This window comes from Plantactinospora siamensis, from assembly GCF_042434095.1.
GTDB lineage: Bacteria > Actinomycetota > Actinomycetes > Mycobacteriales > Micromonosporaceae > KBS50.
On sequence record NZ_JBHLUE010000011.1, the window covers coordinates 469073 to 484042 of the forward strand.

Below are 14970 nucleotides of genomic sequence, written 5' to 3' on the forward strand. Positions count from 1 at the left end.
TCCTCGTTCGGGGATGGTCGGGTCCCCGCCGCCGGCCGCTGGCCGCTGGCCGGTGACCCGATCGACGAGAGTCGAATTGTTTCGCCAGTATCGATCGGCCGGATCCGGTTGACAACAAGTTTCGGAAATGTTTCGAGGCCGAATCGTCAGATCGGGCGCGCTCTATGATCGCCGCGTCAGCAGCGGAACGATCATCGGCGTCGAAAGTTGCGGACACCGGCCCCGGCACCGCGACGCCGGTCAGCGCGCCGCGCGGCGATACCGCTCAGGGCACCGCGCGGCACCGCTCAGGGCGCCGCGCGGCACCGCTCAGGGCGCGCGGCGGCACCGCTCAGGGCGCGCGGCGGCACCGCTCAGGGCGCGGCGCGGCCGTAGCGGACCAGGACGGCCGCGCCGGCCTGCTCGGCCGACAGGGTCCGCAGGTACGCGGGCGGGCCGGCGGCCGGGAAGAGCCGCTGCCCGGCGCCGAGAGCGGTGGGGAAGACCAGCAGTCGGTATTCGTCGATCAGATCCGCGGCCATCAGGGCGCGCACCACGCTGAGGCTGCCGGTCACGACCACATCGCGCGCCTGACTGCGTACCGTCTCGACCGGATCGCCCGCGACGAGCCGCGAGTTGGCCCACGCCGAGGCGTCGGTGAGCGTTCGCGAGGCGACCAGCTTGGGCACCGCGTTCATCCGCCGGGAGAACGGGTCGTCGCGGTTGGGCCACAGCCGGGAGAAGAGCTGCCACGTGGTACGCCCCAGCAGCAGCACCCCGTCGTCCAGGATGCTGCCGAGCCGGAACTTGTCCCCGGCAACGGTCTCCGGACCGTGCCGGAACGCCCACCCGCCGGTCGGGGTGTTGCCGGACCCGTCCGGGTCGGACACGACTCCGTCCAGGCTGATGAACTGGATGACGATGACGCTCATGCCGGTTGTCCCTCCGTCGGATGCTCGCCGGTACATACCGGCCGCACCGGCCGGACTCATCGCGGCCGCAACAGAACCGGGCGGATTTCCGCGTCCCGGCCGAAGCCGTCCCGGTTTCCCGCGTAGTTGTCGTGGCCCAGGCGGCGTTGGTCGGAGGTCTCAGCGCCGCCCGGGAAGGCCGCCCGGGGAGATCAGGGTGGGCAGCTCGAAGGCCGCGAACACGGCCGGATCGGCGAACACCACGTTGTGGCGCACGCGGTCGCCGGCGACGGTGAGCACCTGCAGGGTGTGCAGCCGGTGCCCGCCGGGCGCCGGCGCGTACGCGGCCAGCGCCGGCTGCCCGTTCGCGGACAGCGGCCGCATGACCCAGCCGGCGCCCCGCATCCGGAACACGCGATCCAGGAACCGGCCGTAGTCGCGGCTGCCCCGGTACCACAGCGGCACCGGCGGCATCTCCAGGACCGCGTCGTCGGTGAGCAGCCGGACCAGCGCCGGCACGTCGGCCGCCTCGAACGCCCGCGCGTACCGGTCGACCACGGCGCGTACCCCCGGATCGTGCGGATCGGCCACCTCGGCCGGATCGCCCACCTCGGCCACGGCGGCGCGGGCGCGCTGCAGCGCGCTGTTGACCGCCGCGACGGTCGTGCCGAGCTGGGTGGCCACCTCGGCGGCGCTGAACTCCAGCACCTCGCGGAGCACCAGCACGGCCCGCTGCCGCGCCGACAGGGTCTGCAACGCCGCCACCAGCGCCAGCCGTAAATCGGCCCGCGCCTCGGCGTCCGCCCGCCGGTCGGGGAAGGGCTGCAGCCACGGGATCTCCGGCGCCGGCGTGAGCGGCGCCCCGGGATCGCTGCTGGGCCCGCCCAGGCCGGACGGCAACGGCCGGCGGGCGCTTCCGCGCAGCGCCGTGAGGCAGGCGTTGGTGGCGATGCGGTACAGCCAGGTCCGTACCGACGCGCGGGTCGGGTCGTACCGGTCGCGGGCCTTCCAGGCCCGCAGCATGATCTCCTGCACCAGATCCTCGGCATCGTGGAACGACCCCAGCATCCGGTAGCAGTAGGCGATCAGCTCGCCCCGGTACGCCTCGAACTCCACCCGCCCATCCTGATGCGTGCCGCGCCCGCGGGCCCGGGCGGCTCGGGGATGTCCCGGAGGAGCCCTTGGGGGAGGATCCGGGACTTCCTGGAGTGCCAGAGCCTATATACCCAGTATTATACGCGGCATGATGCAAGTAATGGCGCTGCGATGAGCGTCCGTCACGCGCTGCTCGCGCTGCTCAGCGAGGGCCCGAAGTACGGGCTTCAGCTGCGCGACGAGTTCGTCGCGCGGACCGGGGACGTGTGGCCGCTGAACGTCGGCCAGGTGTACACGACGCTGCAACGGCTGGAGCGCGACGGCCTCGTCGAGTCCGACGACGCCGGCGAGCCGGGCCCGCAGAAGGGGTACCGGATCACCGAGGCGGGCGCCGGGGAGTTGGCCGGCTGGCTGCGGACGCCCCCGGACGCCGGCGCGCCGCCCCGCGACGAGCTGGTCATCAAGGTGCTGGTGGCATTGCGCGTCCCCGGCACCGACCCGCACGAGGTGATCCAGGTGCACCGCCGCCACCTGGTGGAGCTGATGCAGCAGTGGACCCGGCTGAAGGAGGACGAGGCCGAGCGCGACCTGGGCCTGGCCCTCGTGCTGGACGCCGAGCTGTTCCGGCTCGACGCGGCCGTGCGGTGGCTGGACGCGGCGGACGGGCGGCTCAAGCGGGCCAGCGTCGAACCGCCGCCGACCACGCCGGCGCCATCCACAACAGCGCCGCCGACCACGCCGGCGCGGATCCGACGGACGACGGGGGTACGGCGATGAACGCGCTGGAGATGCGGCAGGTCACCAAGGTGCACGGCGCTGGCGCCGGCGAGGTGCGTGCGTTGCGCGGGGTGGACCTGTCCGTGCAGCCGGGACAGATGGTGGCCGTGATGGGGCCGAGCGGATCGGGCAAGAGCACCCTGCTCACCATCGCTGGCGGCCTGGAGGAGCCGACCAGCGGCACGGTGCACATCGGCGGCGTCGCGCTCTCCGGCCTGTCCCGCAACCAGCGGGCCCGGTTGCGCCGGCGCGGCATCGGCTATGTGTTCCAGGACTTCAATCTGCTGCCCGGGCTGACCGCCGTGGAGAACGTCGCCCTGCCGCTGGAGCTGGACGGGGTGCCCGCGCGCCGGGCCCGGGAGGCGGCCATGACCGCCCTGGCCGAGCTGGACGTGGCCGACCGCGCCCGGGCATTTCCCGACGATCTGTCCGGCGGGCAGCGGCAGCGGGTGGCCATCGCCCGGGCTGTCGTCGGGCCGCGGGACCTGCTGCTGGCCGATGAGCCGTCCGGGGCGCTGGACTCCGCCAACGGCGAGGCGGTGATGCGGCTGCTGCTGGCCGCGTGCAAGCGCGGCGTGGCCGCGGTGGTGGTGACCCACGACGCACAGCTTGCCTCCTGGGCCCACCGCGTCGTCTTCCTGCGGGACGGCCGGATCGTGGACCAGACGCGGCCGACGCCGGGGCCGGATTCCCTGCTCACCCCGGAGGCGACCCGATGAGCGCCGGGTCCGCCGGCCCGCTCTCGCTGGCCCCCGTGGACCTGTCGGCGGGCGGCAACGGGGGCGCGGCGGCCCGCCGTGCCGTGCTGCGCTGGTCCTGGCGGCTCTTCCGGCGGGAGTGGCGCCAGCAAGTGCTGGTGCTGGCCCTGCTCACGGCGGCCGTGGCGGCCACCGTGCTGGGCGCCGCTATCGGCACCAATGCGCCGCCGCCGCTCGCGGCCGGATACGGCAGCGCTGACCACCTGGCGCTGGTGACCGCGACGCCGCAGCGTGCCCGGGACGACGTCGCCGCGCTGCGGCAGCGCTTCGGCGCCGTGGACGTGATCCAGGAGCGCCAGTTGCGCACCGGGACGGCCGAGGGGGCGATGCTGCGCGCGCAGGATCCGGCCGGGCGGTACGGCGGTCCCATGGTCGCCCTGCGCTCCGGCCGGTTCCCGGCCGGCGCCGGGGAGGTGGCGATGACCAGCAGCCTGGCCCGGTCGTACGGGCTCCAACCCGGCGACGAGTGGACTGACGACGGGGCGCCCAGGCGTCTGGTCGGGATCGTGGAGAACCCGCAGAACCTGCTCGACGACTTCGCGCTGGTGGCGCCGGGGCAGGTGGACCGGCCGGACCGGACGAGGGTGCTGTTCGACGCGACCGACGACGCCGTGGCCGCGTACCGGCCGCCGCCCGGGGTGTCGGTCCAGGCGCCGAGCCCGCCGGCGCTCAGCCCCGCGTACGTGGTGCTCGCCCTGGCCATCTTCGGGCTGGTGTTCGTGGGCCTGGTGGCCGTGGCCGGCTTCTCCGTCCTGGCTCAGCGCCGGCTGCGCGCCCTCGGCATGCTGTCCTCGCTGGGGGCCACCGATCGGGCCGTACGCCTGGTCATGATCGCCAATGGCGCGCTCGTCGGCACCGTCGGCGCTCTGACCGGCGGCGTGCTGGGACTGGTCCTCTGGGCCGGGTACGCGCCGCGGTTCTCCCAGCACGTGCACCACCGCGTCGCGTGGGCGCACCTGCCGTGGTGGCTGGTCGCGCTGGCGATGCTGCTGGCCGTGGGCACCTCCGTGCTCGCCGCCGGCCGGCCGGCCCGGTCCGTGTCCCGGCTGCCGGTCATGGCGGCGCTGTCCGGGCGGCCGGCGCACGGCCGTCCGGCGCGCCGGACCGTGGTACCGGGCGCGGTCGTCCTGCTGGCCGGACTGGTCATGATCTGGTGTTCCGGCGGTTGGAGCGGGGGCAATGACGCCCTGCAGCTCGGTGGCCTGCTGGCGGCGGCGGTGGGAGTGCTGCTGCTCGCCCCGGGCGGCGTGGCGATCCTGGCGGCCGTTGCCGCGCGGACGCCGGTGGCGTCCCGCCTGGCCCTGCGGGACCTGTCCCGCTACCGGACCCGCTCGGGTGTGGCGCTGGCCGCGGTCAGCTTCGCGGTGTTCACCGCCGTCATCGTCGTGCTGCTGTCCACCGGTCGGCTCGCCGACCCGGTGGACTACGCCGGACCGAACCTGCCGGCCGATCAGCTGCTGATACGTCCCGATCCGGGATCCGAGACCGGCCTCGGCGCTCCCGCCGGTCCGGATGGGGCTGCCGGCCCTGCCGATCCGGGTCGCGCGGGGCGCGACGAACGGCCCGGTGCCACCCCGCCGCGGCGTGACCCGGCCACCGACGCCGCCAGCGTGCGGGCCATCAGCGGTGTGCTCGGCGCCAGCGACCCGCTGCCGCTGCTGGACTCCGGCCCGACGCTCGGCCAAGGCCTCCGGGGTGACCCCGGCACGATCTGGCTGGCCACGCCGCAGGTGCTGGCGCACTACGGCATCGACCCCGCCACCATCGCACCGGACACCATCCTGCTGACCTCCCGTCACGGCCTGGCGGGCGCCTCCGGCCTGGTGCTGTTCGCCGGCCCCGACCGTCCCCCGTACCAGAATCCGAAGGTCCAGCGCACGGGCGCGCTGCCGACCGGCGCTTCGCAGCCGAACCTGCTGCTCACCGAATACGGCGCCCGGCTGCTGCAGCTGTCTCCGGTTCCGGCTGGTTGGCTCGTCCAGACGCCGCATCCGTTGATCGACGGGCAGATCAACACCGTCCGACAGCTGGCGCTGGCCGACCACCTGACCATCGAGACCCGCAGCGGCGCGGCGTCGGCCGGGCAGCTGCGGACCGTCGCCACCGGTGGTGGCATCCTGCTCGCCCTCGGGGTGTTGGCCATGACCATCGGCCTGATTCGGGGTGAGGCCGGCCGCGATCTGCGCACCCTGGCCGCCACCGGCGCGTCGTCCTGGGTACGACGTCGGATCACCGCGGCCACCGCCGCGGGGCTCGGTCTGGTCGGCGCGCTCTGGGGAACCGTGGCCGGCTACCTGGTGGCCATCGCGCTGTTCCACCAGGAGTTCAGCCAGCGGCTGGGCGACGTGCCGCTGCCCGAGTTGGCGGCCACCCTGGTCGGGCTGCCCCTCGCCGCCACGGTCGGCAGCTGGCTGCTGGCCGGGCGGGAGCCGCCGGTCATCGTCAGGCGCGCCGTCGAGTAGCCGTCCGCCGAGCCGGTGGGTGGGGTGGGGCGCCCCGCCGACCCGCGTCCCGGAGACGGGCGTGCTGAGCGAGTTCACCGCCGTCGTGCACAGGCTGGCGTTCCCGGTGGTGGACGGGTTGCGCCTGTGCACAGCCGTGCACAGGCGCTCCCGCCGGCTTGGCCCGTCCGGAGCGGTCCGGAATCCTTGTCGCGCCGGCATCGGCATCGGGGGTGGGCGGACGGGTCCGGTACCCGTCCCCCAGCGGCGTCAGCGAGCGATTCGGAGCAGGCGTGGACATCTTCGGGCCGGCGGTCTTCTGGTTGGTGGGGATCCTCGGCCTCATCGCGGCGATCGCCGGTGGCCGGGTCGTGGCCGGCGGCGTGCACCTGCCCCCACTGAACCGGGCTAGTGAGCGGATCGCCATTGGCGCGGTCTCCACTTTGGCCTTGGCGCTGGGCTTCGTCCTGCTACTCCATCACGATCCCGGGCCGGTTGACCGCGCAGTGGAGCCCGCGCCCCGCGCCGCCGCGCCGCCCGACTCGAGCACCCCGACCGGTGGTGGAGTGGCCGCTCCGGAGGGGTCGACGGCGGCCGAGTCGACATCATCGTCCGCTCCCGCTTCTGCCGGCCCGGACGTGGTGCGCTGGCACGGGACGCTGGGGATCAAGTTGGAAGGCCACTACCTCGACGAGATCCCGCCGAAGCCGGCCGGCAGCCTCGGCGACCTCGCCTTTTCCAGCAACACGCTGTACAACTTCTATCCCGATGCCGGGATCGCCCGGTGGACGGGCGCCAAGGCGCCCACCCGGCAGGCATGTTCGGATCTGCTCGACACCCACCCGGCCAACCGGGTGGAAAACGTCCGTCCGGGGGTACGGGCGTGCGTGCGCACCGCCCAGAACCGGGTGGCCACCGCGCGGGTGCTCTCGGTGAGTGACGATGTCGCCGAGGTCGACATCACGGTGTGGGAGCTGCCCTGAGCCGCTCGGCGGACGCGGCCGCTCCCGCAGAAGTGCTGCTCAGGAGCCCGCGGCGGCGGTGCGGGCCGCGGTGACCGCGCCGGTCAGCCGCCGGACGACGGTGGTCGCGCGTTGCAGGTCCCGGTCGCCGATGTCCGCGACGGTGTCGTGCATCAACCGGCCGAGCGGTACGAAGAACTCGGTCGCCAGGCGCAGGGCGGTCGGCTGCATGACGATGGAGACCCTGCGACGGTCATTCGGGTCGCGCTCCCGACGGACGTGCCCGGCGTTTTCCAGCCGGTCCACCAGGCCCGTGGTGGCCGGTGCCCCCAGGCCCAGTCGGGACGCCAGTTCGCCCGAGGTGATCGGCTGACCGCTGCCCGTGCCCTGGCTGATCCACATGATCGCATTGAGATCGTTGCGGCCGAGGCCATGCGCGCGGGCGAACACCTCCACAAACACATCCGTCTCGACCGTGAACAGCCGCAAGGCGTCGATCAGATCCTCGATGATCTCCGCGCGCTCGGTCTGGAAGTCGGGTTGCATCGGCACGGACCGCATCCTATCGTTTCAGCGAACGAATATTTCGGCTAGCGAAGGATTCCCGTGGGTGCTCGAACCGCCAGCGCCATCACCAGCAGGATCGGCGCTTTCCTGATCATCCTGGTGACCGTCGCGCTCACCGCGCTGGTCTGGCTCACCTCGCCGACGCAGCCGGACGCCGAGCCAACCGACGGGCTGCCCGCCGGCAAACAGTCGACCCGGGTCACGGAGCTGGCAGACCGGTTCCCCAGCAGCCGAACGGACACCGCCGTGGTCGTCTACGAGCGCGGCGACGGACCGCTGACCGGGGCCGATCGAGCCGCCATCGCCGAGGCAGGCAGCTCGCTCGGCAGCCGGGCGCAGGGTGGGCCCGTGCCGCCACCCGCGTACTCCGCCGACGAGCGGGCGGCCCTGCTGCTCGTGCCGGTCCCGGCGGACCTCGACGAGAACGCGGAGGCCGCCGCCATCGACGGCCTGCGTGCCGCGATCGCCGCCGACCCGGCCCACCCGCTGCCGGCCGGACTGACCGCGCAGGTCACCGGCGGCCCCGCGTTCAGTCGGGACATCTCCGCCGCCTTCGACGGCGCCAACGTCACCCTGCTGCTGGCCACCGCAGGCGTCGTGGCGCTGCTGCTGCTGGTCACCTACCGCAGCCCGATCGTCTGGATCGCGCCGCTGCTCGTCATCGGCGTGGGCGACCAACTGGTCGCCAAGCTGCTGCCGTGGATCGCCCGGCTGGTGGGCGAGCGCACCGACGCAGCCGTGGGCGGGATCGTGTCGGTGCTGGTCTTTGGCGCTGGCACCGACTACGCCCTGCTGCTGATCTCCCGCTACCGCGCCGAGCTTCGGCACACTCCCGAGCGCCGCACCGCCATGGCCAGGGCCCTGCGCGCCGCGGCGCCGCCGGTCCTCGGCAGCGCCGCAACAGTGATCCTGGCCCTGCTGACCCTGCTCGCCGCCGTACTGACCGGCAACCGCACCCTCGGCGTCTCGGCAGCCGTGGGCGTCGCGGTCGCGCTGCTGTTCGGGCTGGTGGTGCTTCCGGCCGTGCTGGCCAGCCTGCCCCGGGGAGTCTTCTGGCCGTTCGTCCCGAAGCTCGGCAGCCCCGAGCCGAGCGACACCGGCCTGTGGTCCCGGGTCGCGGGTTGGGTCGGTAAGCGTCCCGCCGCCGTGCTCGCGGTGGCGGTTCTGCTGCTCGGCGGTCTGGCCACCGGGTTGCTGGCTACGAAGATCGGACTGTCGCAGACCGAACAGTTCCGCACCAAGGTCGAATCCGTCTCCGCTCAGGAAGCCCTGTCCCGACACTTCCCGGCGGGTTCCTCGCAACCGGCCACCGTCGTCGCTGCCGGATCGGCCACCGACGCCGCGACCGCAGCCATCAAGCGGGTGAACGGCGTCGCCGGAGTCGGGCGGCCCGAGAGGTCCGACGACGGCGCACTGGTGCAGATTCCCGTACAGCTGACCGCCGGTTCCGGAACCGCGCAGGCCGACCGGACGGTGCGCGACCTGCGTGCCGCGCTGGCCGACGCGCCGGGCGCCGACGCCCTGGTCGGCGGGGCGCCGGCGGCCGATCTCGACCAGCGCGACGCCAATCTGCGCGACGACCGGGTCGTCGTTCCGCTGGTCCTGCTCGTGGTCCTGCTGGTGCTGGTCCTCCTGCTGCGCTCCCTGCTCGCCCCGGTGCTCCTGCTGCTCACCGTCGTCGCCAGCTATGCCGCCAGCCTGGGCGCCGCGACCGTCGTGCTGAGCTGGTGGCTCGACATCCCGGCGCTGGACGCGGGCGTTCCCCTGCTGAGCTTCCTGTTCCTGGTCGCGCTGGGCGTGGACTACAACATCTTCCTGGTCACCCGAGCCAGGGAGGAGACCATGAGTCGCGGCGACACTCGCAGCGCGATGATCCGCGCGCTGGGGGCCACCGGCGGTGTCATCACCTCGGCCGGCATCCTGCTCGCGGCCGTCTTCGCCGTGCTCGGCGTCCTGCCGGTCATCGTGCTCACCCAGATCGGCGTCATCGTCGGCATCGGAGTCCTGCTGGACACCCTGCTCGTGCGCACGCTTCTGGTTCCGGCGATCGCCCTGCTGCTCGGGGAACGATTCTGGTGGCCGGCCCGGCCGGCGACGGCGGCGGCGCGGGACCGCAGCATTTCCTGACACACAACAGAACGCTGGTGCTGCGGGGGTGCTGGGCTGGTGCGTTTGTGGTCCGCCCGGCGGGGTGGTGATCGCGGGACCGGCTCCCGCAGTCATGTAGACGGATCCGGCCTACAGGTAGGCGTCCTCGTCCGCCAGCGCACGCCGGCCAGCAGCCGTTAGTGCTTCGCGACTTTCGTTGTTTCATCATCGTTCGGCCGTGGGGTGGCAAGACGCGGCGTCGGGCGGACCTCGTCCAACGCGCCAGGTTCAGCGCGACTCAAGCGCTACACACACCATGTGTACTGACGCGGCCGTCGAACGAGGGTTCCGGCGGCCTCGGAGGGACGATGAAGGTTGTATCCGTCATCAACTTCAAGGGCGGCGTCGGCAAGACGACCGTGACGGCCAATCTGGGCGCCGAGCTGGCCCGGCGTGGGTATCGGGTGCTGCTTATCGATCTTGACCCGCAGGCCAGCCTGACGTTCTCATTTTACCGACCCAAGGAGTGGGTCGACGGGCTGGCAGACGAGAAGACGATCATGCGCTGGTTCAGCGAGTTCGTCGCTGGCCAGGGAGAGACTGTCCTGACCGATCTCATCACCACGCCGCCGATGGTCAATGCCAAGGTCGGTGGGCGCGGTGGCCGGCTGGACCTGATCGCGTCACACCTCGGCCTCGTCAACATCGACCTGGCGCTCGCGCCTGAGCTGGTGGCGATGACGCCGGCGCAGTCCAGTGCGAAATTCGTCAAGGTCTACAGCCGGCTCCTCGACGGGCTGGCGGCGGACACGTTCGACGCATACGACATCGCGCTAATTGATTGTCCGCCCAACTTCAACATCGTGACTAAGGCCGCGATGATCGCCAGCACCCACTATCTCGTGCCGGCTCGCGCAGACGATTTGTCAACCTTGGGCATCCAGTACCTGCGTAGGGGCATCAGCGATTTGGTCAGCGAGTATAACGAGAGCCTTGCTGTGGCGCCGGGTGACCGGGCCAAGGCGGAACCGGTCATGGCCGGGGTCATCTTCACCATGGTCGATGTGCGCAACGGGCGGCCGACCCGGATCAACCAGGACTTCATCCAGCGAGTGAGGAGTCAGCCGGGCCTGTGCGTGCTCGACACGACGATCAGGCACAACCAACGCCTCCATGCGGGCGCAACGACCAGCGGGGTTCCGCTGGCCGTCACCGGCGGCGTGCCGAAAGACATCGCCGCCGAGCTCGCCGCTCTGGCAACCGAGTTCCTTGAGACGCTCCAAATGACAGGAGGTCCCGCCGGTGGACGCTAAAGGCACCTTCGTCGCTCTGCTGAGAGACATCGCCACCACGATCAACAAGCTGAGCCCCGAACAGTTCGACCAGATGGCCGCTGGCGACGCCCGGCTGGCCTTCGTACCGCCCGGCGGCAAGGTGGTTGTAGCCGGACCGGACGTGGGGCCGATCCGGGCCAAGCTGTCGGCAACGGAGAGCCGGCAGGCCGCCGTCGCCTATCTCGACAGCCTCGGCCTCAAGAATGATGAGCTGAGGTCGCTGGCCAAGCAGCTAAGTGTGGCCGTACTCAGCAAGGACCCCAAGCCGACGCTCGTCCAGAAGATCGTTGACGCCACGGCCGGCGCGCGGGAGGACACGGCCGCCATCCACAGCACTAACTGGCGCTGAGGATCAGGCCGACGCGTCGAGCACGATGAGGACCGCCGCCGCCAACTGTTCGATCCAGTCGATGGTCTGCGTCACCACGGCGGAGTCGATCGGCCGCTTGTTCGGCGGATTGTCGGGGTCCTCGTCGTACTCATGGGCGATCTTGTTCCGACGCCGGACGATGCGGATCAGCTGCTCGCGGACTTCGGGGCCGGTGCTGACCGATCCCTCGCCGGCTCGCTCGCTCAGCACCGTCGCGACGGCGGCCCAGATGTTGCCGACGTTGCTCACCAGTGAGAACGCCTCTTTTATCTTGTCGGGGTGCTGGTAGGCCAGGTGGCCGCGCGACTGGCCGAGTCGTTCGTCGACCACCTCCGCCAGGGTCGCCCGCCGCTGGAGAACCCTTTCGATGTCTTCGAGCGGGATCTGGAACGTCGCGTATCCCTTGGGTCGGGGCAGCCCGGTCGGACGCGCCGCCAGGGTTAGCATCCGGCTGCGGACCTCTTGCCGGACCCACTGGTCGAGCGCGGCGACGCCTTGCACCCAGGCCGCCCGGAACACGTCCGGGACCTCGAACGAGCCCACCTGGAGTTGGGCCAGATGCTGACCGGCCGTGGCCAGGCTGCGCGCGTAGTTGAGGTTGCGCTGCAGGCTCCCGAACGGCGTAACCGGTTGACCGGCGGCTGGGCCGCGCTCGTCCGGGCTCCTGTCGTCCGCCAGGGCCAGGATCCGCTTCATCACCGCGCCGTTCGCACCGGTCTCGAACACCATGTTGAGCGGCGGCAGGCTGGGCAGTTCCCGCTCCACCACGGATCGGGGCACGTCTAGGCGCAACCACCGGACCGGGCGGACGTGACGCACTTCGTCGCGCAAATCGAGACGGTAGCGGTAGTCGCCCGTGATCCAGCCCACCGCTACGTCGGGACGGCTGCGTCGCAGCAGAAGAACCAGGTCGTCGGGGCCGACGACGCTGCGGAACTGAAACAGCTGGCGGGCATAGGCATCGGCTGAGGACGTCTCTACGAAGGGGTAGGCGGCCTTGACCCTGGCCCGAATGTGGGCCTGGTCCGCCACCGCGGCTAGATCACCCACGGCGTCCCAGCCCACGGCGACCAGGCCCTCGCGGAAGGCGATCTCCTCGTAGGCTTCGGCCCGTAGCGAACGGATGATCCACAACTTGGCCATCACGGTCCCCCGGATCAAGCGGCGCACATATCGATCAACATGTCCCGTGCTTTCGCGGCAACCTTCGACGTCGACCAATTCCCTTCCACTGAATACGATGGTTGTCGCGCTTAGGTCGCACGTCGCGGCAGGCGTTCGGAGATCATTCGCACAGGGATCGGGCGGTCCGGAGGTCTTTCGTTGCTACCACGTCAAGCCGCCGCCGGCGCCGTCGCGGCATTGCTGCAGGAGTTGCTCGTCGGCGACGAGCGGTACCGTCGGCAGTGGCAGCAATACAGCCGACGCCGATCGTCCTCGTTGCACCAGGCCGCGGTTGCCCAGGTGCTCGCCCTTCACTTGTGGGACCATGGCGAACGTAGTGATGCCGCGGTGTCGTTACCACGGGAGCTCAAGGACCGGGTGTCCCGGGCGTTGAACGGCACGGCGATATCAGCCGAAACGCTGACCTGGGTCATCGCAGCGTTCGCGATCGACCAGGTGGACCAGGCACGACTGTGGGAAGCGTTCGACGGGTACTGCGACCCGCGAGGGGTCTCTCGAACGCTACGCAGACAACGGCAACTGGCGCGCCGTCAGCGGCACCACACCGTCAGCCTGTTCGAGCGGTATCTGCTGACCGGCGACCGTTCGCTCGTCAGGCGCAGTACCGCCCACACCATTCAGGCGGCCGAAGACGGCGTCACAGCGTACATCTTCAACCACGAGCCCGCAGCCGACCGGATCGAAGTGATCTACGGCGGGCGCCTCGGTGAGCGGCTGCAGTACGGCGATGGGCTCCAAGCAGTTGAAATAGTTCTGGACCATGAACTGCGCCAGTGGGAAAGCACCAGTCTCGAGTACCGGACGCATTTTCGGGCCGGCACGCAGTTCCCAACCGAGGTGCGCCGGCCCGCCTTCGCGCGGGCACGGAACGTCGACCTCGCGGTGCATTTCGACGGAGCGCCGCCGCGCCACGCGTGGTGGTGCGTGTGGTCGGACCATGTCGATGGCAATCCGCTCCGGGAAGCGCCCGAGGCAATACATCGGGCGTCGATCCGCCGTTACGTGCCGTTCATTGAGCAGACGGTTGTCGGTTTCCGTTGGGAGTGGTGATGCGCCCATGAAGATGAGGCGTCGGTAGAATGGTGCCAGCTGCCGGGCGACGATTCCATTTGGTGCTGATGCGTGGCGTGTGAGCGCTCATAGTCCTTCGGCGAGCGCCGCGGCCTGGCGTGCCGACTGGGGCTGGCCGCCATCGCCGCGAAGAACCGGCCGGTCCAGGCCGCCAGCTCGTCCGGCTTGTGGGCCTGGCTTACTCTTCGGTGGCGATGAACTCGCTGCGGTGTGCGATGGCGAGCTCGCGAACTGTAATTGCCGTCACTCCCGGTTCCGGTCCTTTGTGAGATGGCCGCAACCGACATGGATGGCCTGTCAACGGGTATCGCGGCTCCACCGGACCGGGTGAGGAACACCCGATGGAACACGTGAGCGCCCCGGCCGAGATTAACCGAAGACCGGAATCTCAAAGGGTGCGAGGCCCCGGTAGATCGACGAGGAGGCCCGAGGGCAAACACCCCCGGGCCTCCTCGCAAGTGATCTATGTCAGTCCAACGCGGGCCTCAACCCGTAGTTGTCGACCGGTCACGCTATGACTTCGCAAATCTTGGTGGTGCCCCCGGCAGGATTCGAACCTGCGCCCCCGCCTCCGGAGGGCGGTGCTCTATCCCCTGAGCTACGGGGGCTCAGCGACCCGAGAAGAGTATCAGCATCCCCGCCGGAGAATCGAATCGGTACCCGGTGCGCCGTGTCACGCCGTACGTCCGCAGCTGGGCAGCGGGTGCAGGACGATCCGGGCGGGTATCCGGCGCGGCCATTCCACCCGAGTCCAGGAGCCGTCGACCACGGCGTGCACGGTCCGACCGTCCCGGCCGCTGAGCCGGAGCAGGAACTCGCGGGGCAGGGATCGGTCCACCGACGGCGCCGTGAGCATGAAGCGGGTACGTCCGCGGGTGGAGACGGCGGACAGCACGTCGGCCGACGGCGAGGCGCCCTGCAGGCGGGTCCGGCCGACCCAGTACAGCTCCGCCTGGTGCTCGCGGGCGGTGCGGACGATGGCCGGGTACTCCCGGTCCATCCAGTCGGTCACCTCGGCCACGCACAGCCGGCACGCCCGGTCGGTGGGCTCCCGCGGACCGATACCCCAGGCCAGCAGGTAGCCGGCCACGTCGGTGGGGTCGAGCGACACCTGGAAGCGCCGGTTGATGACGTCGGTGAGGCTGTGCCGGCTCCACAGCTCGTCGTCGAGCCCGAAGTCGTCCGGGTAGTGGTCGCGGACCAGTCCGATCAGCTCGAGTTCCTGCCGGCGGCTGAGCGCCGGTTCGGTGACCGCCTGCTCGCCGCGCCGGGCCGCGGCGATGGCGCCCTCGCCGCCCAGCGTGTGTCGCCGGCACCAGCTGGCCACCGACCGTCGCGCGTCACGTACCGCCACAACCGTCATGCTCTGGACAACGAGCCCAGATCGGGGCCGGTATCGCCAAGTACGGAGAAAAACGCTCCGAGTCCGCAC

General features: G+C 71.1%; 13 protein-coding genes and 1 tRNA gene. 8 read left to right on the plus strand and 6 right to left on the minus strand.

What is annotated here, in order from left to right; translation table 11 throughout:
• Positions 1-353: 353 nt before the first annotated feature.
• Both ACFFHU_RS15200 and ACFFHU_RS15205 read right to left on the minus strand, forming a co-directional pair.
• Positions 354-911 carry a dihydrofolate reductase family protein gene (locus tag ACFFHU_RS15200; protein ID WP_377339307.1) on the minus strand — a complete coding sequence of 186 codons (558 nt, stop codon included), beginning with the start codon at positions 909-911 and terminating at the stop codon, positions 354-356.
• A 159-nt stretch (positions 912-1070) separates the two neighbouring features.
• Positions 1071-2105, minus strand: a complete 1035-nt coding sequence (locus ACFFHU_RS15205; protein WP_377339797.1) for a sigma-70 family RNA polymerase sigma factor — start codon at positions 2103-2105, stop codon at positions 1071-1073.
• A gap of 51 nt (positions 2106-2156) precedes the next feature.
• Between ACFFHU_RS15205 and ACFFHU_RS15210 the strand changes: the two genes are divergently transcribed.
• The 4 genes from ACFFHU_RS15210 (at position 2157) to ACFFHU_RS15225 (ending at position 6944) form a co-directional block, all read left to right on the plus strand.
• On the plus strand, positions 2157-2762 hold the full coding sequence (locus tag ACFFHU_RS15210) for a PadR family transcriptional regulator (RefSeq protein ID WP_377339308.1): 606 nt from the start codon (positions 2157-2159) through the stop codon (positions 2760-2762).
• Positions 2759-3481 (plus strand): ABC transporter ATP-binding protein, encoded by a 723-nt coding sequence (locus tag ACFFHU_RS15215; protein WP_377339310.1) that lies wholly within the window; start codon positions 2759-2761, stop codon positions 3479-3481. Before ACFFHU_RS15210 ends, ACFFHU_RS15215 begins: the two co-directional genes overlap by 4 nt.
• Positions 3478-5982 carry an FtsX-like permease family protein gene (locus tag ACFFHU_RS15220; RefSeq protein WP_377339312.1) on the plus strand — a complete coding sequence of 835 codons (2505 nt, stop codon included), beginning with the start codon at positions 3478-3480 and terminating at the stop codon, positions 5980-5982. Before ACFFHU_RS15215 ends, ACFFHU_RS15220 begins: the two co-directional genes overlap by 4 nt.
• 272 nt (positions 5983-6254) lie before the next feature.
• On the plus strand, positions 6255-6944 hold the full coding sequence (locus tag ACFFHU_RS15225; protein ID WP_377339314.1) for a hypothetical protein: 690 nt from the start codon (positions 6255-6257) through the stop codon (positions 6942-6944).
• A 39-nt stretch (positions 6945-6983) separates the two neighbouring features.
• Here the strand turns inward: ACFFHU_RS15225 and ACFFHU_RS15230 are convergent, their stop codons facing one another.
• A complete protein-coding gene (locus ACFFHU_RS15230; RefSeq protein ID WP_377339799.1) occupies positions 6984-7469 on the minus strand; it encodes a MarR family winged helix-turn-helix transcriptional regulator in 486 nt (161 codons plus the stop codon).
• 60 nt (positions 7470-7529) lie between these two features.
• Here ACFFHU_RS15230 and ACFFHU_RS15235 point away from each other — a divergent pair, with 60 nt between their 5' ends.
• The 3 genes from ACFFHU_RS15235 to ACFFHU_RS15245 all read left to right on the plus strand — a co-directional run bounded on the left by ACFFHU_RS15235 (position 7530) and on the right by ACFFHU_RS15245 (position 11261).
• Positions 7530-9617 (plus strand): MMPL family transporter, encoded by a 2088-nt coding sequence (locus ACFFHU_RS15235; RefSeq protein WP_377339316.1) that lies wholly within the window; start codon positions 7530-7532, stop codon positions 9615-9617.
• Between the two features lie 329 nt (positions 9618-9946).
• A complete protein-coding gene (locus tag ACFFHU_RS15240; RefSeq protein ID WP_377339318.1) occupies positions 9947-10891 on the plus strand; it encodes a ParA family protein in 945 nt (314 codons plus the stop codon).
• A complete protein-coding gene (locus ACFFHU_RS15245) occupies positions 10881-11261 on the plus strand; it encodes a hypothetical protein (RefSeq protein WP_377339320.1) in 381 nt (126 codons plus the stop codon). The genes ACFFHU_RS15240 and ACFFHU_RS15245 overlap by 11 nt, the downstream gene beginning before the upstream one ends.
• 3 nt (positions 11262-11264) lie before the next feature.
• Here the strand turns inward: ACFFHU_RS15245 and ACFFHU_RS15250 are convergent, their stop codons facing one another.
• Positions 11265-12503, minus strand: coding sequence for a DUF8426 domain-containing protein (locus ACFFHU_RS15250; protein ID WP_377339322.1), 1239 nt, complete (start codon positions 12501-12503; stop codon positions 11265-11267).
• A 102-nt stretch (positions 12504-12605) separates the two neighbouring features.
• On the opposite strand from ACFFHU_RS15250, the gene ACFFHU_RS15255 reads away from it, so the two are divergent.
• The gene (locus tag ACFFHU_RS15255; RefSeq protein ID WP_377339324.1) at positions 12606-13517 is read left to right on the plus strand and encodes a hypothetical protein; all 912 of its coding nucleotides are present in this window, start codon (positions 12606-12608) and stop codon (positions 13515-13517) included.
• 554 nt (positions 13518-14071) lie between these two features.
• Here the strand turns inward: ACFFHU_RS15255 and ACFFHU_RS15260 are convergent.
• A tRNA-Arg gene (locus ACFFHU_RS15260) sits at positions 14072-14146 on the minus strand.
• Positions 14147-14211: 65 nt separating this feature from the next.
• On the minus strand, positions 14212-14838 hold the full coding sequence (locus ACFFHU_RS15265; RefSeq protein ID WP_377339801.1) for a winged helix-turn-helix domain-containing protein: 627 nt from the start codon (positions 14836-14838) through the stop codon (positions 14212-14214).
• Positions 14839-14970: the final 132 nt, after the last annotated feature.

Coding starts and splice junctions, on each gene's coding strand:
- ACFFHU_RS15240 (WP_377339318.1), top strand. CDS start 9,947: ATGAAGGTTGTATCCGTCATCAACTTCAAGGGCGGCGTCGGCAAGACG.
- ACFFHU_RS15230 (WP_377339799.1), bottom strand. CDS start 7,469: ATGCAACCCGACTTCCAGACCGAGCGCGCGGAGATCATCGAGGATCTG.
- ACFFHU_RS15200 (WP_377339307.1), bottom strand. CDS start 911: ATGAGCGTCATCGTCATCCAGTTCATCAGCCTGGACGGAGTCGTGTCC.
- ACFFHU_RS15210 (WP_377339308.1), top strand. CDS start 2,157: ATGAGCGTCCGTCACGCGCTGCTCGCGCTGCTCAGCGAGGGCCCGAAG.
- ACFFHU_RS15215 (WP_377339310.1), top strand. CDS start 2,759: ATGAACGCGCTGGAGATGCGGCAGGTCACCAAGGTGCACGGCGCTGGC.
- ACFFHU_RS15220 (WP_377339312.1), top strand. CDS start 3,478: ATGAGCGCCGGGTCCGCCGGCCCGCTCTCGCTGGCCCCCGTGGACCTG.